We start from the raw sequence: 22,023 nt of genomic DNA, 5'->3' as shown, positions 1-22,023 counted from the left end.
TTATCGGTTTGAGACAATCTCAGCTACCGTAGCCCAGCTAGTCTGGGAGGTTCCTCTGTGGCTCATGCGATTCGGCCGTGAGCGACGGTGACCTGCGGGCACGAAATGCAGCGGCCCGCCGGTCGAATGACCGCCGGGCCGCCGCCGCGAAGGGCGCTGCGCGCTATGCCTGCTTCTTCAAGCGCGACGTCAGCCGAGCGCGCGCCGTCTGGTCGAGCTCGACCTTGCGGATGCGCACCGCGGCGGGCGTGACCTCGACGCACTCGTCTTCACGGGCGAACTCGAGGCACTCCTCGAGCGAGAGCTGACGCGAGGGCGTCATCGACTCGAAGGTGTCGGAGGTCGACTGACGCATGTTGGTCAGCTTCTTCTCCTTCGTGATGTTCACGTCCATGTCGTCGTTGCGCGAGTTCTCGCCGATGACCATTCCCTCGTAGACCTCTTCGGTCGGGTTGACGAAGAAGGTCATGCGCTCCTGCAGGGCGATGATCGCGAACGGCGTCACGACTCCCGAGCGGTCGGCGACGATCGAACCGTTGTTGCGGGTCACGATCTGGCCGGCCCACGCGTCGTAGCCGTGCGAGATCGCGTTCGCGATGCCGGTGCCGCGCGTGGTGGTCATGAACTCGGTGCGGAAGCCGATGAGGCCGCGGCTCGGCACGATAAACTCCATGCGCACCCAGCCCGTGCCGTGGTTCGCCATGTTGTCCATGCGGCCCTTACGGGCGGCCAGCAACTGGGTGATCGCGCCGAGGTACTCTTCGGGCGCGTCGATCGTGAGGTGCTCGTAGGGCTCGTGCGTCTTGCCGTCGACCTGCTTCGTGACCACCTGCGGCTTGCCGACGGTGAGCTCGAAGCCCTCACGGCGCATCTGCTCGACCAGGATGGCGAGCGCGAGCTCTCCGCGACCCTGCACCTCCCACGCATCGGGCCTGCCGATGTCGAGCACCTTGAGCGACACGTTGCCGACGAGTTCGCGGTCGAGGCGGTCTTTCACCATGCGGGCGGTGAGCTTGTGGCCCTTGACCTTGCCGACGAGCGGCGAGGTGTTCGTGCCGATCGTCATCGAGATCGCCGGCTCGTCGACCGCGATGATCGGCAGCGGTCGCACGTCTTCGGGGTCGGCGAGCGTGTCGCCGATCATGATGTCTTCGAAGCCCGCGACCACGGCGATGTCGCCTGGACCGGCGCTCTCCGCCGGGTACCGGTCGAGCGCCTTCGTGAGGAAGAGCTCGGTGACGCGCACGTTCTGCACGGAGCCGTCGTGCCGCACCCAGGCGACCGTCTGGCCCTTCTTGATGTTGCCATGGAAGACACGGAGCAGCGCGAGGCGGCCGAGGAAGGGCGAGGCGTCGAGGTTCGTCACGTGCGCCTGCAGCGGGTGCTCGTCGTCGTAGACGGGAGCCGGGATGTGCTGGAGGATCGCCTCGAACAGCGGCTCGAGGTCAGCGTTGTCGGGCAGCTCGCCGTTGCCGGGCTTGTTGTGGCTCGCCGCGCCGTTGCGCCCAGAGGCGTACACGACGGGAACGTCGAGGATCGCGTCGAGATCGAGGTCGGGCACGTCGTCGGCCAGGTCGGAGGCGAGGCCGAGAAGCAGGTCTTGACTCTCGGCGACGACCTCGTCGATGCGCGCGTCGGGACGGTCGGTCTTGTTGACGAGCAGGATCACCGGCATGCGAGCCTCGAGCGCCTTACGGAGCACGAAGCGGGTCTGGGGCAACGGGCCCTCGCTCGAGTCGACGAGCAGCACGACGCCGTCGACCATCGAGAGGCCGCGCTCGACCTCGCCACCGAAGTCGGCGTGACCCGGTGTGTCGATGACGTTGATCGTGATCGGCCCGTCGGTGGCGTGCACGCCCTTGTACGAGATGGCCGTGTTCTTGGCGAGGATCGTGATGCCCTTTTCACGCTCGAGCTCGTTGGAGTCCATCGCGCGCTCTTCGACGTGGGCGTGCTCGGCGAACGAGTGCGTCTGGTTGAGCATGGCGTCGACGAGCGTGGTCTTGCCGTGGTCGACGTGTGCGACGATCGCGACGTTGCGCAGGTCGTTGCGTGTGGCGTTGGCCATTGTTGTCCTCAGGATGCTGGGCTTCGGGGAGTTCGCGTGCGGCCCTTGCGGGCGGCGCGGTGGCAGCGTGGAAGCGCGTGGTGTGAAGGTCTGTGGGAGCGCGCGGAGCCGAGTCGCGGCGCGCGCTCGTCCAGCCTACCGTGCGCGTGCGGTATTCAGCTGGGAACGACGGCGCCCGGCATCCGTTTCGTGCGGATGCCGGGCGCCGTCGAGGTGCTTGGAGCTACGCGCCGAGCTCGATGCCCGCGCCGGGGATCGCCGCGAGCAGGTCGCGGGTGTACTGCTCCTGCGGGTTGTCGAACACCTCGTCGGTGGTCGCCGACTCGACGATCCTGCCCTGCTGCATCACGCACACGTTGTCGGCGATGACGCGCACGACGGCGAGGTCGTGCGTGATGAAGAGGTAGGTGAGCCCCAGCTCGGACTGCAGGTCGGCGAGCAGGCGCAGGATCTGCGCCTGGACGAGCACGTCGAGGGCGGAGACCGCCTCGTCGAGCACGACGATCTCGGGCTTCAGCGCGAGCGCACGCGCGATGGCGATGCGCTGGCGCTGGCCGCCGGAGAGTTCGTTCGGGTAGCGCCCGACGAGCGTGCGCGGCAGCGACACCTGATCGAGCAGCTCGAACACGCGTGCACGACGCGACGCACTCGTGCCGAACTTGTGGGTCGACAGCGGCTCGGAGATCGTGTTGCCGATGTTGCGCAGGGGGTTCAGCGATCCGTACGGGTCTTGGAAGACCGGCTGCATGCGGCTCCGAAGGTGGAAGAGCTCCTTGCCCGTGACACTCGCGAGGTCGTGGCCACCGACGACGATCTTGCCGCTGGTCGCCTCCTCGAGCTTCAGGAGCATCTTCGCCACGGTCGACTTGCCCGAGCCGGATTCACCGACGAGCGCCATGGTGGTGCCCTTCGGGATCTGGAACGACACCTTGTCGACGGCCGTGAACTCGCCCGAACCGCGAATCTTGAAGACCTTCGTCAGGTCTTCGACGATGATCGCGGGCGCAGCGGATGCGGCCTCGGCAAGCGCCTCGACGCGAGCCTCGGCGGTCGCGATGAGGTCGATGGCCTCACCGGCCGCGGAGGCCGCGTCGGACTGCATCGACGACTCCGCCTCGGAGATGCTCGCGCTCGACTGGATGCGGCGCGAAGCGAGGCTCGGCGCCGCGGCCACGAGCCGCTGCGTGTACGGGTGCTGCGGGTTCTGCAGGATCTGCACGGAGGGGCCGGACTCGACGACCTTGCCCTTGTACATGACGACGAGCTGCTCGGCGCGTTCAGCCGCGAGGCCGAGGTCGTGCGTGATGAAGAGCAGGGTCGTGCCGAGCTCTCGCGTGAGCGACTCGAGGTGATCGAGGATGACGCGCTGCACCGTGACGTCGAGCGCCGAGGTCGGCTCGTCGGCGATGAGGAGCTGCGGGTCGGCCGCGAGGCCCATGCCGATGAGCACGCGCTGCCGCATGCCGCCCGAGAACTGGTGCGGGAACTGGCGGAGCCGCCGATCGGCGTCGGCCAGGCCCGCTTGGTTCAGCACCTCGATGGCGCGCTTCTTGACATCTTTGCGGCCCGTCGCGATGCCATTCGCCTTGATGGCCTCCTCGACCTGGAAGCCGATCGACCACACCGGGTTGAGGTTCGACATCGGGTCTTGCGGCACGAAGCCGATCTTGCGACCGCGGACGGCTTCCATGTCCTTCTTCGACGCCTTGGTCAGGTCTTGACCGTCGAGCAGGATCTGGCCGCCCGAGATGTGACCTGTTCCGGGCAGGAGGTTGATGATGGCGTGCGCGGTCGTGGACTTGCCCGAACCCGACTCCCCCACGATCGCGAGGCTCTGCCCTCGATACAGGGTGATGTTCACGCCGTCGACGGCCTTCACGACGCCGTCTTGAGTGTGGAATCCGACCTCGAGGTTCTTGATCTCGAGGATCGGACGCTCGTCAGTGCTCGTGGTGGCCTGCTGCACGTCGGTTCCGTTCACGATCTCGGTCATCGCTGGGCCCTCGCCTTCGGGTCGAGCGCATCTCGGACGACCTCGCCGAGCATGATGAAGCTCAGGACGGTGACCGACAGTGCGATGGAGGGCAGGATCAGCGTCTGGGGCGCCGTGCGCAAGTCATGTTGCGCTGCAGAGATGTCATTGCCCCACGACATCGTCGAGGTGGGCAATCCGACGCCGAGGAACGACAGCGTCGCCTCGGCGACGATCGCCGACGCGAGGGAGATCGTCGTGATGACGATGACGGGCGCGATCGAGTTCGGCAGCACATGCCGGAGCAGGATCCTGAAGCGGGAGACGCCGAGCGCCGTCGCCGCCATGACGAAGTCGGCGTTCTTCACCCGGAGGATCTCGGCTCTCAGCACACGTGCCGTGGCCGGCCACGCGAATGCTCCGATCGCGAGCGAGATCACCCACACGTTCGCGTACCGCGACAGGACCGACATGACGACCACGGCGGCGAGGATGTAGGGGATCGAGAAGAAGATGTCTCCGATGCGGGAGAGCACGGCATCGAGCCATCCTCCGTAGAACCCCGAGATGGCGCCGAACACGATTCCGAGGAACGCGATGAGGAACGTCACGATGAGGCCCACCGAGAGCGACGTGGACGTGCCGTGGATGATGCGCGAGTAGATGTCGCAGCCCTGCTTCGTGAACCCGAGAGGGTGACCGGCGGTCGGGCCGCCGTTGCTGTTCGAGAGCTGGCAGTCGTTGTTCGGCGCCACCTGCGTGAACCACCCCGGGAACAGGGCGACGATGACGACGAGCAGGATGAGGGCCGCCGAGATCCAGAACATGGGGCGCTTGCGGACATCGGCCCAGGCGTCCCGCCAGAGGTTGGAGGGCTTGCCGTCGGCCTTGACCGAGTCGATTGCGACGAGCGGCGTCTCATCGATCGGAGCGACGAAGTGCTGCTGGTCGGGTCTGGTGTTACTTGGCATAGCGGATCCTCGGGTCGAGAACGGCGTAGAACAGATCGATCAGCAGGTTCACCACGAGATAGATCAGCACCATGACGGTGACGAAGGCGACGACGGTGGGGTTCTCCCCGCGAATGATCGCCTGGTAGACGGTACGGCCGACGCCCGGAACGTTGAAGATGCCCTCGGTCACGACGGCACCGACCATCAGCACGCCGAAGTCGACGCCGAGGTACGTGACGACCGGGATCAGGGAGTTGCGGAGGATGTGCACCGGCACGATGCGGTTTCGAGAGAGGCCCTTGCTCGCGGCGGTGCGAACGAAGTCCTGGCTCTCGGTTTCGATGACCGACGCCCTCGTCAGTCGCACGATCTGCGCGAAGCTGCCGGTCGCCAGCACGATCGCCGGCAGGACGAGGTCGGACCAGGGCGCGCCGGAGCCCACCGTGGTCCGGAACCAGCCGAGCTGGATGCCGAAGACGAACTGGCCCACGAAGCCCACGACGAAGATGGGCAGCGAGATGAAGATGAGGCTCACGACGAGGGCGCTCGCATCGAAGATGCCGCCCTTGCGAAGACCCGAGACGAGGCCTGCGGCGATTCCGCCGACCATCAGGAAGACCGTGGAGAGGAACGCGAGGCGCAGCGTTACCGGGAAGGTCTGGGCGAGGATCTCGACGACCGGCTGCCCCGAGAACGAGACGCCGAGGTCGCCTCGGAAGATGTTGCCGAGGAAGATGAAGTACTGGATGATGAACGGCTGGTCGAGGTTGTAGCGTTCGCGCAACTGCTCGAGCACCGCGGGGGGCGGTGTCTTCTCACCGAAGAGCCCGACGATCGGATCGCCCGGCATGGCGAAGACCATGAAGTAGATCAGGAAGGTGGTGCCGAGCAGCACGGGGATCGCCTGCAGGACTCGGCGCACGATGTAGCCGGCCATGGATCAGGCCTCGCTGTTCGTGGTTGTTGACATGTTGAAGGAACCTCACCCTTTGCGAGTTCGTCCACACGATGCTACGCCGATCGGCCGAGCACCGGGGATACGTGGGAGTGGGGCGGCAGCCGATCGGCTGCCGCCCCACGGGCGCCTCAGAGTCTAACCCCGAGCCGCCCCGGAACGAGAACTACTCGCTCTTGGTGATCTGGTGGAGGATCGGCCAGCTGTCCCAGCCGAACTCGACGTTGTCCACCTGCTCGCCCCAGGCACCCATCGAGTTCGTGTACCAGAGCGGGATGGCGGGGAGGTCCTCGAAGAGGATCTCCTGAGCCTGCTGGAACTTCTCGATACCGGCCTCGACCTCGGTCGCGGCCGAACCCTCGTCGAGCAGCGTGTCGAACTCGGGGTTCGAGTAGTCGCCGTCGTTCGAACCGGCGCCGGTGCCGAAGATCGGCCCGAGCCCGTTGAACATCGACGGGTAGTCGAACTGCCATCCGGTGCGGAAGGGCGTCTGGATGACGCGGTCGGTGATGGACGTGCGGAACTCGGCGAAGGTGGGGACCGGCGCACCGGCCGCCTCGATGCCGAGGTTGTTCTTGATCTGGTTCGCGACCGCCTCGACCCAGCCCTGGTTGGGGCCATCGGCGTTGTACCCGAGCTGGAACGAACCGGTCCACGGGCTGATCGCGTCAGCCTGAGCCCACAGGTCCTTCGCCAGGTCGACGTCGAACTCGAGCACCTCGGAGCCGGGGATGTCTTCCGAGTAGCCGTCGATGACCGGCGACGTGAAGTCCTTGGCCGGCGTGCGGGTGCCGTTGAAGATCACGTCGGTGATCTCTGCACGGTCGATCGCGTGCGAGATCGCGGCACGGCGGAGCTTGCCCTCTTCACCGCTGAAGTGCGCCAGGCGCTCGGGGATCGTGATCGTGGCGTTCGCCGCAGCGGGCTGGTTCACCGAACGACCCTCGAACTCCTCCTGGAACGTCTCGAGCGCGCTGTCGGGGATCTCCTGGATCACGTCGAGGTTGCCGCCCTGCAGGTCGGCGTATGCGGCATCCGTGCTGGCGTAGAGGATCATGTCGACGCCGCCGTTCTGCGCCTCGCGCGGACCGTCGTAGTCCTCGTTCTTCACGAGGTCGATGCGCTCGTTGTGCTTCCAGGCGCCTTCCTCTTCGAACATGTACGGGCCGTTGCCGATCGGGTTCTCGCCGAAGGCCTCGATGTCTTCCCAAGCCGATGCGGGCACCGGGAAGTACGCCGTGTAGCCGAGGCGAAGCGGGAAGTCGGACTCGGGCTGCTTGAGCGTCACGGTGAACGTGAGGTCGTCGACGACCTCGAGACCCGACATCTCGGGGACGTTCTCGTCGTAGCTGAAGCCCTCGATGCTCTCGAAGAAGTAGCTCGAGAGCTGCGCGTTGTCGAGTGCGGCCCCGTAGTTCCATGCCGTCACGAAGGACTCGGCGTCGACGGGGTCGCCGTTGGTGAAGGTCAGGCCCTCGCGGATCTTGATCGTGTAGGTCTGTGCGTCGTCGGTCTCGATCGACTCGGCGACGTCGTTGTGCACGGCGCCCTCGGCGTCGTAGTACACGAGGCCCGCGAAGACGTTCTGGATGACGAGTCCGCCGCCGACCTCGTTGGTGTTGGTCGGGACCAGCGGGTTCTGGGGCTCGGTGTTGTTGACCGTGACGATGGCCGACGAGGCTTCGCCCGCTCCGGGCGACTCGGGCGAGCCAGTCGTGCAGCCGGCGAGCGTGAGTGCTCCCGCGGCGGCAAGAGCAATGGCGGCAACGCCGATTCTCTTGATCTTCAATTTTCCTCCTGTGAGACGTGCGTCGACAACACGGCTCGTGGCCGCGCTGGAGCGCTGGTAGATCGAGACTATGAACCCCGTCACCGCGAAGCAAACCCGTGAGCCAAACCGTTACCCACGCGCAACCTAGCGACACATCGTTCGGTGGAATCCACCGTGGCTCGCAGGATTCTTGCGCTCAGGGCCCCTTGTGCGAGGATTGCTGCATGCCCGCCGCACGCCGCCTGCGACTCGAACTGGTCGTCGTTCTCGGGCTCTCCCTCGGGGCGTCTGCGGTGTATTCGATCGTCGCGCTCGTTGCGAAGCTCACCGAGGAGACACCGCTCCGCGACCAGTCCGTCGCGCTGAATCCGTCGCGATCGCCGCGCGAGTGGCTCGACTTCACCTACCAGTTCCTCGACGTGTTCTTCGGGCTCTTCGCCGTCGCGCTCGCGCTCTACCTGCTGTGGCAGCCGGGCCGGAGCCCGTTCCGGCGGATCGGCCTCGATCTGACGCGACCCGGCCGCGATGCGGCATCCGCTCTCCTGCTCATGCTCGTGATCGGCGTGCCGGGGCTCGCGCTCTATGCCGCCGGGCGCGCATCGGGCATCACGGTCGCCGTGCAGGCGTCCCCCGCCGACTGGTTCTGGTGGACGGTGCCGATACTCCTGTTCCGGGCGCTCGAGGCCGCCTTGACCGAGGAGATCATCGTGGTCGGCTACTTCTTCACGCGCCTCCGCGAACTCGGCGTGGGGCCGTGGGCGACCATCGTGTCGAGCGCGCTGCTCCGAGGCAGTTATCACCTCTACCAGGGCTTCGGTCCGTTCGCCGGGAACGTCATCATGGGCGTGCTCTTCGGCTGGTGCTACGAACGCTGGGGGCGCACGATGCCGCTCGTCATCGCGCACTGGATCCTCGACGTCGTGTCGTTCGTCGGCTACCCGCTCGCGGTGGGCTGGTGGCCCGAGTTCTTCGCCCCGCCCGCGGGGTGACGTTCGGTTCGACGAGACGGATGCCGCGGCCGCATCGGCTGCGGCACATGCTCGCTCCCTGAGAGCGCCACGACCGTCGCGGGCCTGGCCGGCAACGCCTCCTCGGGCGGCTCGACCCGGAGGTCGGAGTCCGCTGCCCGCACCCTGGCACCGTCGATCCAGCTGGCCCTGCTGGGCGTGCAGACCACCGAGAACATCTCGCCGACGTAGAGCCCGCTGCGAGACAGGTCGCTGATCGACTCGGCACGACGCAGGGCGTCGGCGAGGGCCGGGTTGCGGCGATCGAGGAGACCGGCGCGCTGTTCGAGCCCGAAGCTGCGAGAGCCGGCGAGCGTGCATCCCACCATGACGCCCACGAAGGCGAGTGTCGCGAATACGGCGAGGAGATCGACCATGTCCAGCCTCCCAAAATACGAGAGAACCTCAGTGTACTCCCGGGGTGCGTCGGACGGGAGCACCAGGGGGCGCGGCCGTCACGCCGCGCCCCGCCAGCCTCACGCGTGACCGGTCAGTCCTGGATCTTCTCGCCCGCGGGCGTCAGCACCCACCACACGTCGTTCACGCCTTGCCCGTTGACGTCGCCGGGTGCCTCGTCGCCCGCGAAGTAGTACAGCGGCCAGCCGTTGAGCGTCACCTGGGGCTCACCGTCGATGCCCTCGATCGTGCCGAGCTCCCCTTCGATGCCCTCGGCCACCGGCGGCTCGTCGGAATCGGTCGTCACGGCGGGCCAGTTCGTCGCGCACTCGCCCTCGCACGTGCTCGAATCGCCGCCCTGCGTGTCGTTGTCGAACATGTAGACGGTCATCCCATCGGCGTCGACGACGATCTCACCCAGGTCGGAGTCGGTGGTCGTGAGGAGCGCGTCCGACTCCACCGATTCGGTCTCGGGCGCTTCCGTCTCGATCGATGTGTCGTCGTCGACCGGCTCGTCCGTGGCCGGGCTCGTACATCCGGCGAGTGCGACGGCGAGCGCCGCGACGGCCACTCCGGTGATGATGCGGAACCTCATGGTGTTTCCCCTTCTCGTTCGTGACCGCGGAAGGGCGGTCGAAGGGAACACGATGCCGGGGCCGCAACGGTTCATCCCTGCCGTCAATCGGGGTCGCCGACCAGCAGCACATCCCCGCTGCCGAGCGCGCGGACCTCGAGCGAAGCGATGTCCTCGAGCCCCAGCGACGTGCCCGCCTCGAGCCGGGCCGTCTTCCCCGGATTCGCACGCCAACTCGAGACTTCACTGCTGTTGCCGTCGCGATCGACGACATAAAGCGCGTAGGGCCAGCCGCCATCGGGCGCCTTCGAATACCCTGCGTCGCCGTAGCGGCAGTCGAGCTCGATGCGTGTTCCCCAGCCGACCTGCGTCAATGTCGCCGTCGCGGAGACCGGCACCTCCGTGACGGCCTCGAACGCCACCGTCTGGGCGTCGGCCGGGGAGCGAACGAACGCGAGCGGAACGAGGATCGCCGTGAGCACGACGACGACGGCAGCGGCAACCGCCACGAGCCCGAGTCGGATGCTGCGGACGCGACGACGCTGCCCCTCACGGCGTACTGCGGCGAGCAATTCGGCACGAGGCGCACGCACGGCGCCGGCCTGCTCCTCGAGCAGCGCCGAGGCGCGCTCGGGCGTCAGTCGAGCGAGCAGGCCCGGGATCGGCGTGAGCTCGGCGACGGATCGGCGGCACACCTCGCACGACTCGAGGTGCTCCTCGTATTCGCGGCGCTCGGCGGGCGAGAGCGCGCCGAGCACGTAGGCCGAGTCCCATTCGGCGAAGCGCGCGTGATCGGGGTTCATCGCGTCACTCCCTTCTCCTGCATCGCGAGACGGAGGGCCTTGAGTCCGTAGTGCAGGCGCGACTTCACGGTGCCCTCGGGGATGGCGAGCCGCCGCGCGACCTCCGCGATGCTGCATCCGCCGTAGTACGCGTGCACGATGACCGCGCGGTGCTCGTAGTCCAGCGCGGCGAGCGCCTCCTCGACGAGAAGACTCTCGAACAGCGCATCCGTGAGGTCCTCCTGCCCGCGCTCCGGCACGTCGGCGACGCCGATCTCATGTCGACGGCGGGCGCTGCGCACGTCGTCGATCACGAGGTTTCGCGCGACCGTGAACATCCACGACCTCGTCGAGGCCGGCTCCTGCGCGAGGATCCGCGGACTCCGCCACGCGCGGAGCAGCGTCTCCTGCACGATGTCGTCGGCACCCGCGGGGTCGCCCGTGAGGTGCACGACGTATCGCCAGACCGATGGTGCGTGGGCGTCGTACAGCGCGGCGAGCCGGCTGTCGTCTTCGGGCGGCATCCGTCACCTCCTGCCGATCACAACGAGGCAGCGGGGCGAACGGTTCATTCCGCGCACTCGTGAACCGAGCGGGCCGTCGCCTCGTGTCCTCATCATGGATGCTTCGCACATCGTCGAGATCGCAGCGGAAGACGTGCTCCAGGTCGCGGGCCTTCCGCTCCACCCGCTCATCGTGCACGCCGTGGTCGTGCTCACACCGCTCACAGTACTCGCGCTGCTCCTCGGCACCTTCTGGCCCGCAGCACGGCGGCGCCTCGGCATCGTGACGCCCCTCGGGGCGCTCGTCGTGCTCGTGCTCGTGCCGATCACCGTGCTCGCCGGCCAGACGCTCGCCGAGGTGATCGGCCCGATCCCCGCCGTGGAGCGTCACCAGGAGCTCGGCGAGATGCTCCTGCCCTGGGCGATCGCGCTCTTCGTCGTCGCCGCGGCGCAATGGGCGTGGTTCCGCTTCGGCGACGCACGCATGCGCGAGGGGTCGCCGACCGCAGCCCGCGCCGTCGTGATCGGCCTCGCCGCGGCATCCGTCGTCATCGGTGTCGGCACGGTCGTACTGCTCGTGCTCATTGGCGACTCGGGATCCCGTGCAGTCTGGGGCGGGACCCTGGGCTGAGCCCGATTCGCTACGCGAACGCCTCCACCGGCGGGCAGGCGCACACCAGGTTGCGGTCGCCGTAGGCCTGGTCGATGCGCCGCACGGGGGCCCAGTACTTGTTGCGCACGAGCGAGTGCACGGGGTAGACCGCCTGCTCCCGCGTGTACGGATGCGTCCACTCCCCCGCGATCACCGATTCGGCCGTGTGCGGGGCGTTGCGGAGCGGGTTGTCGTCGGCCGGCCACTCGCCGCGGCCCACGGCGTCGGCCTCCGCCTTGATCGCGATCATCGCCTCGACGAACCGATCGAGCTCGGCGAGATCCTCCGACTCGGTTGGCTCGACCATGAGGGTGCCCGCGACCGGGAACGACATCGTGGGCGCGTGGAAGCCGTAGTCGATGAGTCGCTTGGCCACGTCGTCGACGCTCACCCCGGTTGCGGCGGCGAGCGGCCGCAGGTCGAGGATGCACTCGTGGGCCACGAGTCCGTTGTCGCCCGTGTAGAGCACGGGGAAGTGCTCGCGGAGCCGCACCGCGACGTAGTTCGCGGCGAGCACCGCGGTGGCGGTGGCCTGGGTGAGGCCCTCCGAGCCCATCATGCGCACGTACGCCCATGAGATCGGGAGGATCGAGGGGCTGCCGTATGGCGCCGCCGATACCGGGCCGCCGTCGTGCGTCACGCCGCCGGAGTGCTCGGAGCTCTGGGCGAGCGGATGCCCCGGCAGGTATGGCGCGAGATGCGCCTTCGCAGCAACAGGCCCGACACCCGGGCCGCCACCGCCGTGCGGGATGCAGAACGTCTTGTGCAGGTTCAAGTGCGACACGTCGCCGCCGAAGTCGCCGAAGCGCGCGTAGCCGAGGAGGGCGTTGAGGTTCGCGCCGTCGACGTACACCTGGCCGCCGGCGTCGTGCACGGCTTGCGTGATCTGCTTCACCTCGTGCTCGTAGACGCCGTGCGTCGACGGGTAGGTGATCATGAGCGCGGCGATGCCGGCCGCGTGCTCGGCGATCTTCGCGCGGAGGTCGTCGAGGTCGACGTTGCCGAGCTCGTCGCACGCGACCACGACCACGCGCATGCCGGCGAGCACCGCGGAGGCTGCGTTGGTGCCGTGCGCGCTCGAGGGGATGAGGCAGATGTTGCGGGCGTCGTCGCCGTTGGCGCGGTGGTAGCCGCGGATCGCCAGGAGGCCGGCGAGCTCGCCCTGACTGCCCGCATTCGGCTGCAGCGACACCGTGTCATAGCCAGTGACCTCCGCGAGCCACTGCTCGAGCTGCTCGATGAGCGCGAGCGAGCCGACGACGTCGGCCTCTGGCGCGAACGGGTGCAGGTTCGCGAACTCGGGCCACGTGACCGATTGCATCTCGGTGGCCGCATTGAGCTTCATCGTGCACGAGCCGAGCGGGATCATGCCCCGGTCGAGCGCGTAGTCGCGGTCGGCGAGCTGCTTGAGGTAGCGCATCATCTGCGTCTCGGACTGGTGCGTGTTGAAGACGGGGTGCTCGAGGTACCCGCTCGTGCGGCGGAGCTCTACTGGCAGGCTCTCGGGCAGCGTACGGAGGTTCACGGGCACCGGCGTGCGCGCGTCGAGCCCGAAGGCCTCGACCACGAGCGACAGCTCGGCCTCGGTCGTCGTCTCGTCGACGGCGATGTGCACGGTCGCCTCGTCGGCTCGCCACACGTTCACGCCGAGCTCGCGGGCGCGCTCGACGACATTGTCGGCGAGCCCGGGCACGTGCACTCGGATCGTGTCGAAGTACTCGGCGTGCGCGAGCGCCAGCCCATTCCCCGAGAGCACGTCGGCGAGTGCCTTCGCCTTCGCCGCGGTCGACACGGCGATGTGACGGATGCCGCGGGGCCCGTGGTACACCGCGTACATCGATGCCATCACGGCGAGCAGCACCTGTGCGGTGCAGATGTTCGACGTCGCCTTCTCGCGGCGGATGTGCTGCTCGCGCGCCTGGAGGCTCAAACGATAGGCGGGGTGCCCCGCGGCATCCTGCGAGACGCCGACGAGCCGGCCCGGCAGCTGCCGCTCGAGTCCCTTGCGCACCGCCATGTAGCCCGCGTGCGGCCCGCCGAAGCCCATCGGCACGCCGAATCGCTGCGTGGTGCCCACCGCGACATCCGCGCCGAGCTCGCCGGGGCTCGTGAGGAGTGCCATCGCGAGCAGGTCGGCCGCGACGACGGCGAGCGCGCCCTGCGACTTCGACGCGGCGATGACGGATGCCGGATTCCACACCCGGCCCGATGCGCCCGGGTACTGCACGAAGACGCCGAAGTGCTCGCCGAGATCCTCGAGGCGGGGACCTGGGCCACCCTCCCCGGCGAGCTCCGCGAGCGGCGCGACGACGAGGTCGATCCCGACCGCCTCCGCCCGGGAGACGAGCAGGGCGTGCGTCTGCGGCAGCGCGTCGGAGTCGACGATGAAGCGATTCGACGGGGACTTCGAGGCACGACGGGCCAGCAGCATCCCCTCGACGACCGCGGTGCCCTCGTCGAGCATCGACGAGTTCGCCGTGTCGAGCCCCGTGAGGTCGGACACCATCGTCTGGAAGTTGATGAGCGCCTCGAGCCGGCCCTGTGAGATCTCGGGCTGGTAGGGCGTGTAGGCCGTGTACCAGCTCGGGTTCTCGAGCACGTTCCGCTGGATGACCGACGGGGTGATCGTGCCCGAGTAGCCGAGCCCGATCATCGACGTGCGCACGGTGTTCTGCTCGGCGAGGGCGGCGAGCTCGGCGAGGGCCTCTCGCTCGGTCGCCGCGGCGGGGATCGCCGAGTCCAGCACCTCGCCCATGCGGATCGACGACGGCACGGCCGCGGCCATGAGCTTGTCGAGCGACTCGTAGCCGACCTCGGCGAGCATGCGCTCGTGGTCGGCCGGGGTCGTGCCGATGTGACGACGCCCGAACGCGTCGACGTCGAAGGCCGAGGAGGCCTGCTGCATGGTGGGTCCTTTGCTGTCGGTCGGGTCTGTTGGGCGCGGCGGCGTCACTCGCCGGTGAGCGCGCGGTACTCGTCGTGGCTGAGGAGCTTCGGCAGCGACGTCGTCGAGACCTTGATGAGCCAGCCCTCGCCGAACGGGTCGCTGTTCACGAGCTCGGGCGAGTCGACGACCGCCTGGTTCGCTTCGACGATCTCGCCGTCGACGGGGGCGAACAGCTCGCCGACCGACTTCGTCGACTCGATCTCGCCGATCACGGTGCCGGCGGTGACCGTGCTGCCCGCAGCGGGAAGGTCGACGTAGACCACGTCGCCGAGCTTCTCGGCCGCGTAGTCGGTGATGCCGATGGTCGCGATGTCGCCGTCGACCCGGATCCACTCGTGTTCTTCCGTGTACTGCAGGGCGGTCTGGTCGGTCATGGGATGCTCCTCGAGGTTCGTCGGTCGTGCGTGAAGGTGGTCAGGCGTTGCGCTTGTAGAAGGGCAGGGCGACGACGGATGCCGGCACGCGCGTGCCCCGCACGTCGAGGTACAGCTCGCGGCCGGTCTCCGCGGCATCCGGAGCCACGAACGCCATCGCGATCGGGTGGCCGAGCGTCGGCGAGAGCGCGCCGCTCGTCACGACGCCGACGCGCGCGGCATCCGCTCCATCGCCGTCGAAGACCTCGTAGCCGGCGCGGCCCGCGCGACGCCCCTCGGCGGCGAGACCGACGAGCACCGGGGCATCCGCTGCCGGCCCGTGCTCGATCGCGGCCCGGCCGACGAAGTCCCCTTCTTTCGAGAGCGCGACGACGCGGCCGAGTCCGGCCTGCACCGGAAGGATGTCGCGATTGAGCTCGTGGCCGTAGAGCGGCATGCCCGCCTCGAGACGCAGCGTGTCGCGGCTCGCGAGGCCGGCGGGCACGAGGGCGTGCGCGGCGCCTGCTTCGGTGAGGGCCTCCCAGAGTGCGGTGGCGTGCTCGGGGGCGACGTAGAGCTCGAAGCCGTCTTCGCCCGTGTAGCCCGTGCGGGCGATGAGCGTCGGCTCACCACGGAACGCGCCGGCGATCGCACGGTAGTAGCGGAGCGAGGCGAGGGCCTCTGGCACGTCCTCCCCATCGGGGTGACCGCTCTCGATCGTGAACCCGGGGGTGGCGAGCAGAATCTCCCGCGACGCCGGCCCCTGCACGGCGATGAGCGCGACGTCGTCGCTCTCGTCGAAGACGTTGGTGTCGAAGCCGCCCGCCCGGGCGCGGAGCTCGTCGGCGACGACCTCGCGGTTCGACGCGTTCGCGACGACCATGTAGCGGTCGTCGCCCGTGCGATACACGACGAGGTCGTCGATGATGCCGCCGTCTTCGGCGAGGAGCAACGAGTACTTCGCCTGGCCGATCTCGATCGCCGAGAGCTTGCCGGCGAGCGCGAAGTCGAGGGCCGCCGCCGACTCGGGGCCGATGAGCACGATCTCGCCCATATGGGAGAGGTCGAAGATCCCGGCGGCGTTGCGCACGGCATGGTGCTCGGCGAGATCGCTCGAGTAGCGCACGGGCATCTGCCAGCCGGCGAAGTCGGTGAAGGAGGCACCCGCGGCGCGGTGCACCCCATCGAGGGGGCTGAGTCGTTCGGTCACGAGAGCTCTCCAGAGTCGCAAGACGGTCGGCGGATGCCGCTGGGAACTCCCCCTCTGTCATGAGCCTGAGAGTTTCACGCGTGGTTCGCGCTTTCACCTTCGGCGGGATGTGGCGGGAATGCCCGATCCGCTTTTCAGAGTGGCCTGTTCATCGCGGTGTGCGACCTGAGAGATTGGCGGGGAGGCTTGCTCCTTCGGTGCCGGTCAGCGCCTGCTGGTGCAGAACTGCCCGGCTCTCCCGCGATGCGTCGATGGCCCGATGTGAGGTTGTACCGCCGATCCTAGCCGACGGCGGCTCCCCTCGGCGGGCGGGCGTCGAGTGTCACGCGCTCACTCGGGCCGGTTGCCGTGCGCGTCGTGCTCGAACGCGGTGGTGACGCCCTCATAGGCGAGCGTCATCATCATCCCGGCGGCCGCGTGCGACAGGTCGTGGCAGTGGTCCATCCAGATGCCGGGATTGTCGGCGACGAGTGCGAGCTCCCAGACCTCGCCGGGGCGCACGTCGACGGTGTCGAGCCAGAGCGGCGCGCCCGTGGCGGCGACGCCGTCGCGGGAGAGCACGAGCACGTGATGGCCGTGCACGTGCATGGGGTGCATGTCGAAGCCGCGATTCGCGATCGTGATCTTCACCACGTCGCCCTCGCGCACCTCGATCGGGGCGATGTGCGGGAACACCGCCCCGTTCACGGCGTACGCGTAGCCGGGTGCGCCGCCGACGAACCTCGGGAGGCGGTCGAGCACCAGCTCGGCCTCCGCGGTGAACGGGCCGAGCTCGGGTCGAGCACCGTCGCCATAGGCGAGCAGGTCGAGCTCAGGCACCTCGATCACCTCGCGCGGCAATCGGGCGTCCTCGCCGGTGTCGGTCTCGACGCCGGGCGGAGCGATGACGACGACGGATGCCGCGGAGAGGTCGGTCTCGAACCGCACCGCCTCGGCGGGCATCGTGAACACGAGGTCGGCGCGCGCGCCGGCTCCGAGGCGAACCGACCGGTGCTCGACCGCCTCGCCCCCGGCGAGATCCCTGCCGTCGACCGCGGCGACGCGGAACGGCGCTCCGGCGAGCGTCACGCGGATCGGCGTCTGCTCGGTGTTGACGACTCGGAGCCGCACCGACTCGCCCTCTTCTGCGGTGAACGACTGCAGCCCGTCGGTCGCGCCGATCACGGTCTCGCCGCCGAGGCGATGCACCGGAAGGGCGAGGTCGAGCGACTCCGCGACGCCGCCCTCGGGCTCGACGACGAGCATGCCGTAGAGGCCGCGGCGCACCCCCTCGGACGCGGCTTGGTGGGTGTGATACCAGTACGTGCCCGGCTCATCGGCACTGAAGCGGTACGTGAAGCGCTCGCCGGGGGCGACGGCGTCCTGCGTCACGCCGGCGACGCCGTCCTCGCCGTTCGGCACGTCGTAACCGTGCCAGTGCAGCGTCACGCCGTCGTCGATGTCGCGGTTCACGAGCGAGACCTCCACGAGCTCGCCCTCCGTGACACGGAGCTCCGGCCCGGCGACACCGTCGCCGCCGAATCCCCATGCCTCGACGCGCTCGCTCGACGAGAGCGTCACCAGGTGCCGGGCAGCGGTCAGCTCGACGGCGTGCAGCTCGCCCGGCGCGTCGTCGGGGGTGCGAAGCGCGGTCACGGGGACGGCCGGCGCCCCGCCGGTCGGCACGGATGCTCCATGGAGGTGTAGACCTGACGCCGCGATGGTCGGCGCCGCTGTGTCGGAGAGCCACGACCAGCCGGCCCCGCCGACGAGGAGCACGGCGAGCAGTCCTGCGAAGCCGGCCGCGACCCGGCGACCACGCTGCCCGAGGAGTGCCCACGTGAGGCCGGTCGCGAGCGCCGCTGCGGCTGCGAGCACGGCGGTCGCGACGGGCTGCGGCGGATATCCGACGAGCCACGTGGCGAGGACAGCCGCGATCATGGCATACGCCCCGCCGAGCATGAGGGTGCGAGCGAGGAGCACCCGGCCGCCGCGAAGCCACCAGACGATGCCCGCCCCGCTCGCCACGAGCCCGACGAGGGTGAGGGGCAGGCCGACGGTGACCTTCTCCCCGGCGAACCACCACCCGTGCCCGGCGAGCACAATCGTCATGGCGGCGGCTGCAGCGAGCGCGACCGTGCCGCCCGCGGCGAGCGCGAGCACCGTCATCCGCTCTCGCCGGCTCGGTCGGGCCGCCGGCGATCCCGCACTGAAGCCCGCAGCGAGCCAGAGCCCTGCACCGGCGATGCCGGCGAGCGACTGCAGCAGGAGGAGGGCCGTGGTGGTCATCGCACCCGTTTCACTGCTCCGATGGTGCGTTGCATGGGATGGTGTGGTGCCCCCGACGGATCAGGCTCTCGGCGTCGCAGCGGGGGCTTCTTCCGCCTCGGCCACCGGCCTGCCGGCCGTGACGGGCACCCCGTCGCGAACCAGGCGCCGGGCCCGCACCACGAGCAGCACGCCGAGGAGCAGGATGGCCGTGCCGTTCACCGCGTGGAGCGAGAGGAGCAGCGTGGCGGCCAGCGGCGGGCTGGCGTGGCTGTCGGGGCCGAGCCCGAAGATCGCGCCCGTGATGATGAACAGCACCGTCTGGAAGAGGATGAGCACGAGCGGCAGCACACTGAGCCAGACCGTGCGCTTGCCGGCCCGCGCGAGGGCGGCGCTGACGATGAGCAGGATCGCGAGGATCGGCAGCACGATGCGGCCGTTCGTGCCGTGCCAGGAGAAGAGCTCGTCTTCGGGGTTCGAGAAGACGCCGACGGCGGCGAAGTACAGCTGGAGGACGACGGCTACCGTGAAGAGCACGGCGACGGTCAGGAACAGTTTTCGCATGGGACACCTCTCGGGTAAGGCGGCACTTCGGGTTCGGGTGCCCGCGGTAGACCTTCAGACGCAGGCCCAGACCCATGCTCGCGTCGTGGGCTCCCTTGCACATCAGTGGTAGTACGCAGCCATAGCCGGTGCAATCCCTCATCAGGGGCACACGCAGTCACGCGATTCGCGTTCAGGTCAGGATGACTGTAAGCTGTCACCATACTTCGAGTCGATCCGACTCGAAGGCCCTCGAGCAGGAGGTGACGGATGCCACGACCCGGTGAAGCAGGCGCGCAGGCGCGTCTCGCGGTCTCGACCGTCATCTTCGCGCTCAGCCCCGACGCGGGCGCCGCCGCGCCGAGCCTCCGGATCCCCCTCGTGCGCCGACTCCGTGAGCCGGGCGCCGGGCGCTGGGCCCTCCCCGGCGGATGGCTCCCCGTCGACGAAGGACTCGACGAGGCCGCGGGCCGCACGCTCAACGAGACCACGGGTCTCGCGCCGACCTACCTCGAACAGCTCTACACCTTCGGAGCGCCCGACCGCTCCCCCGACGAGCGCGTCGTCTCCGTTGTGTACTGGGCGCTCGTGCACTCCGACGAGGTCGAACGCGCCGTCAGCGACGAGAACGTGTGCTGGTTCGACGAAGACGACCTGCCCGAGCTCGCGTTCGACCACCTCGAGATCCTCGAGTACGCCCTCTGGCGGCTCCGCACCAAACTCCAGTACTCGCGCATCGCGCACGCACTCCTCGGCGAGACCTTCACGATGGCCGAGCTCCGCGGCGTGCACGAGGCCGTGCTTCGCACGAGGCTCGATCCCGCCAACTTCCGCCGCACGATGGAGGCGTCGGGCACCCTCGTCGACACCGGCCAACGGCTCGCCGGCACTCCGCACCGGCCCCCGGCCCTCTACCGCTTCGACACCGCGTCCGCGCGCGGCGGCGATCCGATCCACCACCCCACCCGAACGAGGAACGCGTCATGACCATCGCCCCTCCCGCCAGCGACGTGCGCGCCGCGGCATCCGTCGACCGCTCGATCCGCCTGATCACGAAAGGCGCGAGCGGTGGCGAGACCTGTTCTCCCGAACTCGCGAAGGGGCCCTGGGAGTTCGACCGCGGCCCCGCCGGCTACGGCCCCGGATCGTCTATGGGCGACGTCATCCCCACGGGCTCGCCGCGCCAGGGCGCGCTGCCCGAGGCGTACCGCACGGCGAGCGACGCCGAGCTGCACGACCGCATCCTCGCCGCGAAGGCGACGCTCGGCGACCGCGTCGTCGTGCTCGGCCACTTCTACCAGCGCGACGAGGTCATCGAGCACGCCGACTTCGTGGGTGATTCCTTCCAGCTCGCGAACGCCGCGCTGACCCGGCCCGACGCCGAGGCCATCGTGTTCTGCGGCGTGCACTTCATGGCCGAGACCGCCGACCTGCTCTCGACGCCCGACCAGGCCGTCATCCTGCCGAACCTCGCCGCGGGTTGCTCGATGGCCGACATGGCCGACGAGTCGAGCGTCGAGGAGTGCTGGGAGCAGCTCGAGTCGGTGTACGGCGACCTCGCCGCGGTCGACGCCGACGGTCGAGTGCCCGTCATCCCCGTCACGTACATGAACTCCTCGGCCGCACTCAAGGGCTTCGTGGGCCGCAACGGCGGCATCGTCTGCACGTCGTCGAACGCGAAGACCGTGCTCGAGTGGGCGTTCGAGCGCGGGCAGCGGGTGCTCTTCTTCCCCGACCAGCACCTCGGCCGGAACACCGCGAAGGCGATGGGCGTGCCGCTCGAGCAGATGCCGATGTGGAACCCGCGCAAGCCGCTCGGCGGCAACACCGCCGACGAGCTCGAAGACGCCCGCGTCATCCTCTGGCACGGGTTCTGCTCAGTGCACAAGCGCTTCACGGTCGACCAGATCGCCGCGGCCCGTGAGACCCACCCCGGCGTGCAGGTCATCGTGCACCCCGAGTGCCCCATGCCGGTCGTCGACGCCGCGGATGCCGCGGGCTCGACGGACTTCATCGTGAAGGCCATCCAGGCCGCCCCCGCCGGCTCGACCTTCGCGATCGGCACCGAGATCAACCTCGTGCAGCGCCTCGCCGCCGAGTACCCGCAGCACACGATCTTCTGCCTCGACCCCGTCGTGTGCCCGTGCTCGACGATGTACCGCATCCACCCGGGCTACCTCGCGTGGGTGCTCGAAGAGCTCGTCGCGGGCCGCGTCGTCAATCGCATCACGGTGCCCGAGGCGGTGGCCGACCCGGCGCGACTCGCGCTCGAGCGCATGCTCGCGGCGAAGCCGCCGGCCGCGGTCGTCGGCGCAGCGAGCACGGGGGCCTGACATGGCACGCGTGCTCGTCATCGGCGGCGGCATCGCCGGACTCTGGACGGCGGTGAAGGCCACGGATGCCGGGCACACGGTGGAGCTCGTCACGAAAGCGGAGCTCGCCGAGGGCAACACCCGCTATGCGCAAGGCGGCATCGCCGCGGCGCTCTTCCCCGACGACTCGGCGCAGCGGCACTTCGCCGACACGATGGAAGCGGGCGCGGGCCTCGCCGATCCCGCTGCCGTGCACGTGCTCTGCACAGAGGGCCCCGCACGGGTCCGAGACCTCATCCGCTTCGGCGTCGAGTTCGACCGCGACGAGTCCGGGCTCTCCCGCGGGCTCGAGGCCGCGCACTCCCGCGCCCGCGTCATGCACGCCGGCGGCGACGCCACGGGTTCGGCGATCGAGTCGGCGCTCGTCGCCACCGTGCGCCGCCGCGCCGTGCGGATCGACGAGGGCACGATGCTCGTCGACCTCGTCGTCGAGCGCGGGCGGGTGACGGGAGCGAAACTGCTCGAGGCATCCGGAACCATCGTCGAGAGCCGGGCCGACGTCGTCGTGCTCGCGACCGGCGGCAGCGGATGCCTCTACCGGCACACCACGAATCCCGTGGTGGCCACCGGCGACGGCGTCGCGGCGGCCTGGCGCGCCGGCGCGCTCGTCGCCGACCTCGAGTTCACCCAGTTCCACCCGACCGCGCTCGCGGCACCGGGCACGCCGCTCATCTCCGAGGCGGTGCGCGGCGAGGGCGCCGTCGTGCGCGACCGCGAC

19 protein-coding genes and 2 riboswitches are annotated in these 22,023 nt (G+C 69.1%); of the genes, 5 read left to right on the top strand and 14 right to left on the bottom strand.

The features are described from left to right. Positions 1-163 precede the first annotated feature (163 nt). The 5 genes from typA to ESP51_RS16050 form a co-directional block, all read right to left on the bottom strand. Positions 164-2,068, bottom strand: a complete 1,905-nt coding sequence (gene typA / locus ESP51_RS16070; RefSeq protein WP_129521912.1) for a translational GTPase TypA — start codon at positions 2,066-2,068, stop codon at positions 164-166. A 223-nt stretch (positions 2,069-2,291) separates the two neighbouring features. Next, entirely contained in the window at positions 2,292-4,061 is a 1,770-nt protein-coding gene (locus tag ESP51_RS16065) for a dipeptide ABC transporter ATP-binding protein (RefSeq protein WP_129521911.1), read from the bottom strand. Continuing rightward, positions 4,058-5,011: an ABC transporter permease gene (locus ESP51_RS16060; RefSeq protein WP_129521910.1), complete on the bottom strand. Its 954-nt coding sequence runs from the start codon at positions 5,009-5,011 to the stop codon at positions 4,058-4,060. The genes ESP51_RS16065 and ESP51_RS16060 overlap by 4 nt, the downstream gene beginning before the upstream one ends. Further along, the gene (locus ESP51_RS16055) at positions 5,001-5,930 is read right to left on the bottom strand and encodes an ABC transporter permease (RefSeq protein WP_129521909.1); all 930 of its coding nucleotides are present in this window, start codon (positions 5,928-5,930) and stop codon (positions 5,001-5,003) included. The genes ESP51_RS16060 and ESP51_RS16055 overlap by 11 nt, the downstream gene beginning before the upstream one ends. A 184-nt stretch (positions 5,931-6,114) precedes the next feature. Further along, complete coding sequence (locus ESP51_RS16050; RefSeq protein ID WP_129521908.1) at positions 6,115-7,737, bottom strand: peptide ABC transporter substrate-binding protein; 1,623 nt, start codon at positions 7,735-7,737, stop codon at positions 6,115-6,117. A gap of 206 nt (positions 7,738-7,943) precedes the next feature. On the opposite strand from ESP51_RS16050, the gene ESP51_RS16045 reads away from it, so the two are divergent. Beyond that, on the top strand, positions 7,944-8,708 hold the full coding sequence (locus tag ESP51_RS16045; protein ID WP_129521907.1) for a CPBP family intramembrane glutamic endopeptidase: 765 nt from the start codon (positions 7,944-7,946) through the stop codon (positions 8,706-8,708). On the opposite strand, the gene ESP51_RS16040 is transcribed toward ESP51_RS16045, so the two are convergent. From ESP51_RS16040 to ESP51_RS16025, 4 genes are all read right to left on the bottom strand, one after another. Further along, positions 8,654-9,103, bottom strand: coding sequence for a hypothetical protein (locus ESP51_RS16040; RefSeq protein ID WP_129521906.1), 450 nt, complete (start codon positions 9,101-9,103; stop codon positions 8,654-8,656). The genes ESP51_RS16045 and ESP51_RS16040 overlap by 55 nt on opposite strands. Positions 9,104-9,216: 113 nt before the next feature. Beyond that, positions 9,217-9,717 (bottom strand): COG4315 family predicted lipoprotein, encoded by a 501-nt coding sequence (locus ESP51_RS16035; RefSeq protein WP_129521905.1) that lies wholly within the window; start codon positions 9,715-9,717, stop codon positions 9,217-9,219. 83 nt (positions 9,718-9,800) lie between these two features. Then, positions 9,801-10,499 carry an anti-sigma factor family protein gene (locus ESP51_RS16030; RefSeq protein ID WP_164990556.1) on the bottom strand — a complete coding sequence of 233 codons (699 nt, stop codon included), beginning with the start codon at positions 10,497-10,499 and terminating at the stop codon, positions 9,801-9,803. After that, complete coding sequence (locus ESP51_RS16025) at positions 10,496-11,002, bottom strand: sigma-70 family RNA polymerase sigma factor (protein ID WP_129521903.1); 507 nt, start codon at positions 11,000-11,002, stop codon at positions 10,496-10,498. Before ESP51_RS16025 ends, ESP51_RS16030 begins: the two co-directional genes overlap by 4 nt. A gap of 94 nt (positions 11,003-11,096) precedes the next feature. Here ESP51_RS16025 and ESP51_RS16020 point away from each other — a divergent pair, with 94 nt between their 5' ends. Beyond that, positions 11,097-11,612 carry a DUF2231 domain-containing protein gene (locus tag ESP51_RS16020; protein WP_129521902.1) on the top strand — a complete coding sequence of 172 codons (516 nt, stop codon included), beginning with the start codon at positions 11,097-11,099 and terminating at the stop codon, positions 11,610-11,612. Between the two features lie 10 nt (positions 11,613-11,622). Here ESP51_RS16020 and gcvP read toward each other — a convergent pair whose 3' ends face one another. From gcvP to ESP51_RS15995, 5 genes are all read right to left on the bottom strand, one after another. Further along, the gene (gene gcvP, locus ESP51_RS16015; protein ID WP_129521901.1) at positions 11,623-14,538 is read right to left on the bottom strand and encodes an aminomethyl-transferring glycine dehydrogenase; all 2,916 of its coding nucleotides are present in this window, start codon (positions 14,536-14,538) and stop codon (positions 11,623-11,625) included. A gap of 44 nt (positions 14,539-14,582) precedes the next feature. Further along, the gene (gcvH, locus tag ESP51_RS16010) at positions 14,583-14,954 is read right to left on the bottom strand and encodes a glycine cleavage system protein GcvH (RefSeq protein WP_129521900.1); all 372 of its coding nucleotides are present in this window, start codon (positions 14,952-14,954) and stop codon (positions 14,583-14,585) included. A 40-nt stretch (positions 14,955-14,994) separates the two neighbouring features. Then, positions 14,995-16,143: a glycine cleavage system aminomethyltransferase GcvT gene (gcvT, locus tag ESP51_RS16005; protein WP_129521899.1), complete on the bottom strand. Its 1,149-nt coding sequence runs from the start codon at positions 16,141-16,143 to the stop codon at positions 14,995-14,997. Positions 16,144-16,187: 44 nt separating this feature from the next. Beyond that, a riboswitch (glycine riboswitch) is annotated at positions 16,188-16,287 on the bottom strand. Next, a riboswitch (glycine riboswitch) is annotated at positions 16,288-16,394 on the bottom strand. Positions 16,395-16,473: 79 nt separating this feature from the next. Further along, positions 16,474-18,411 (bottom strand): multicopper oxidase family protein, encoded by a 1,938-nt coding sequence (locus ESP51_RS16000; protein ID WP_129521898.1) that lies wholly within the window; start codon positions 18,409-18,411, stop codon positions 16,474-16,476. 60 nt (positions 18,412-18,471) lie between these two features. Beyond that, positions 18,472-18,954 (bottom strand): DUF6220 domain-containing protein, encoded by a 483-nt coding sequence (locus tag ESP51_RS15995; RefSeq protein WP_129521897.1) that lies wholly within the window; start codon positions 18,952-18,954, stop codon positions 18,472-18,474. Positions 18,955-19,203: 249 nt separating this feature from the next. Between ESP51_RS15995 and ESP51_RS15990 the strand changes: the two genes are divergently transcribed. From ESP51_RS15990 to ESP51_RS15980, 3 genes are all read left to right on the top strand, one after another. Beyond that, a complete protein-coding gene (locus ESP51_RS15990) occupies positions 19,204-19,920 on the top strand; it encodes an NUDIX hydrolase (RefSeq protein ID WP_129521896.1) in 717 nt (238 codons plus the stop codon). After that, a complete protein-coding gene (gene nadA / locus ESP51_RS15985; RefSeq protein WP_129521895.1) occupies positions 19,917-21,266 on the top strand; it encodes a quinolinate synthase NadA in 1,350 nt (449 codons plus the stop codon). Before ESP51_RS15990 ends, nadA begins: the two co-directional genes overlap by 4 nt. Position 21,267: 1 nt before the next feature. Continuing rightward, positions 21,268-22,023 (top strand): FAD-dependent oxidoreductase (locus ESP51_RS15980; RefSeq protein ID WP_129521894.1); only part of this gene is annotated, 756 nt, incomplete at its 3' end.

Origin of the sequence: Agromyces albus (assembly GCF_004134825.1) — a bacterium.
Taxonomy (GTDB): domain Bacteria; phylum Actinomycetota; class Actinomycetes; order Actinomycetales; family Microbacteriaceae; genus Agromyces; species Agromyces albus.
This window is presented reverse-complemented; position numbering and strand designations above follow the sequence as displayed.

Coding starts and splice junctions, on each gene's coding strand:
- ESP51_RS15995 (WP_129521897.1), bottom strand. CDS start 18,954: ATGCGAAAACTGTTCCTGACCGTCGCCGTGCTCTTCACGGTAGCCGTC.
- ESP51_RS16060 (WP_129521910.1), bottom strand. CDS start 5,011: ATGCCAAGTAACACCAGACCCGACCAGCAGCACTTCGTCGCTCCGATC.
- ESP51_RS16065 (WP_129521911.1), bottom strand. CDS start 4,061: ATGACCGAGATCGTGAACGGAACCGACGTGCAGCAGGCCACCACGAGC.
- ESP51_RS16035 (WP_129521905.1), bottom strand. CDS start 9,717: ATGAGGTTCCGCATCATCACCGGAGTGGCCGTCGCGGCGCTCGCCGTC.
- gcvH (WP_129521900.1), bottom strand. CDS start 14,954: ATGACCGACCAGACCGCCCTGCAGTACACGGAAGAACACGAGTGGATC.
- ESP51_RS16020 (WP_129521902.1), top strand. CDS start 11,097: ATGGATGCTTCGCACATCGTCGAGATCGCAGCGGAAGACGTGCTCCAG.
- nadA (WP_129521895.1), top strand. CDS start 19,917: ATGACCATCGCCCCTCCCGCCAGCGACGTGCGCGCCGCGGCATCCGTC.
- gcvP (WP_129521901.1), bottom strand. CDS start 14,538: ATGCAGCAGGCCTCCTCGGCCTTCGACGTCGACGCGTTCGGGCGTCGT.
- ESP51_RS15990 (WP_129521896.1), top strand. CDS start 19,204: ATGCCACGACCCGGTGAAGCAGGCGCGCAGGCGCGTCTCGCGGTCTCG.
- ESP51_RS16025 (WP_129521903.1), bottom strand. CDS start 11,002: ATGCCGCCCGAAGACGACAGCCGGCTCGCCGCGCTGTACGACGCCCAC.
- ESP51_RS16045 (WP_129521907.1), top strand. CDS start 7,944: ATGCCCGCCGCACGCCGCCTGCGACTCGAACTGGTCGTCGTTCTCGGG.
- ESP51_RS16030 (WP_164990556.1), bottom strand. CDS start 10,499: ATGAACCCCGATCACGCGCGCTTCGCCGAATGGGACTCGGCCTACGTG.
- typA (WP_129521912.1), bottom strand. CDS start 2,068: ATGGCCAACGCCACACGCAACGACCTGCGCAACGTCGCGATCGTCGCA.
- ESP51_RS16000 (WP_129521898.1), bottom strand. CDS start 18,411: ATGACCACCACGGCCCTCCTCCTGCTGCAGTCGCTCGCCGGCATCGCC.
- ESP51_RS16040 (WP_129521906.1), bottom strand. CDS start 9,103: ATGGTCGATCTCCTCGCCGTATTCGCGACACTCGCCTTCGTGGGCGTC.
- ESP51_RS16055 (WP_129521909.1), bottom strand. CDS start 5,930: ATGGCCGGCTACATCGTGCGCCGAGTCCTGCAGGCGATCCCCGTGCTG.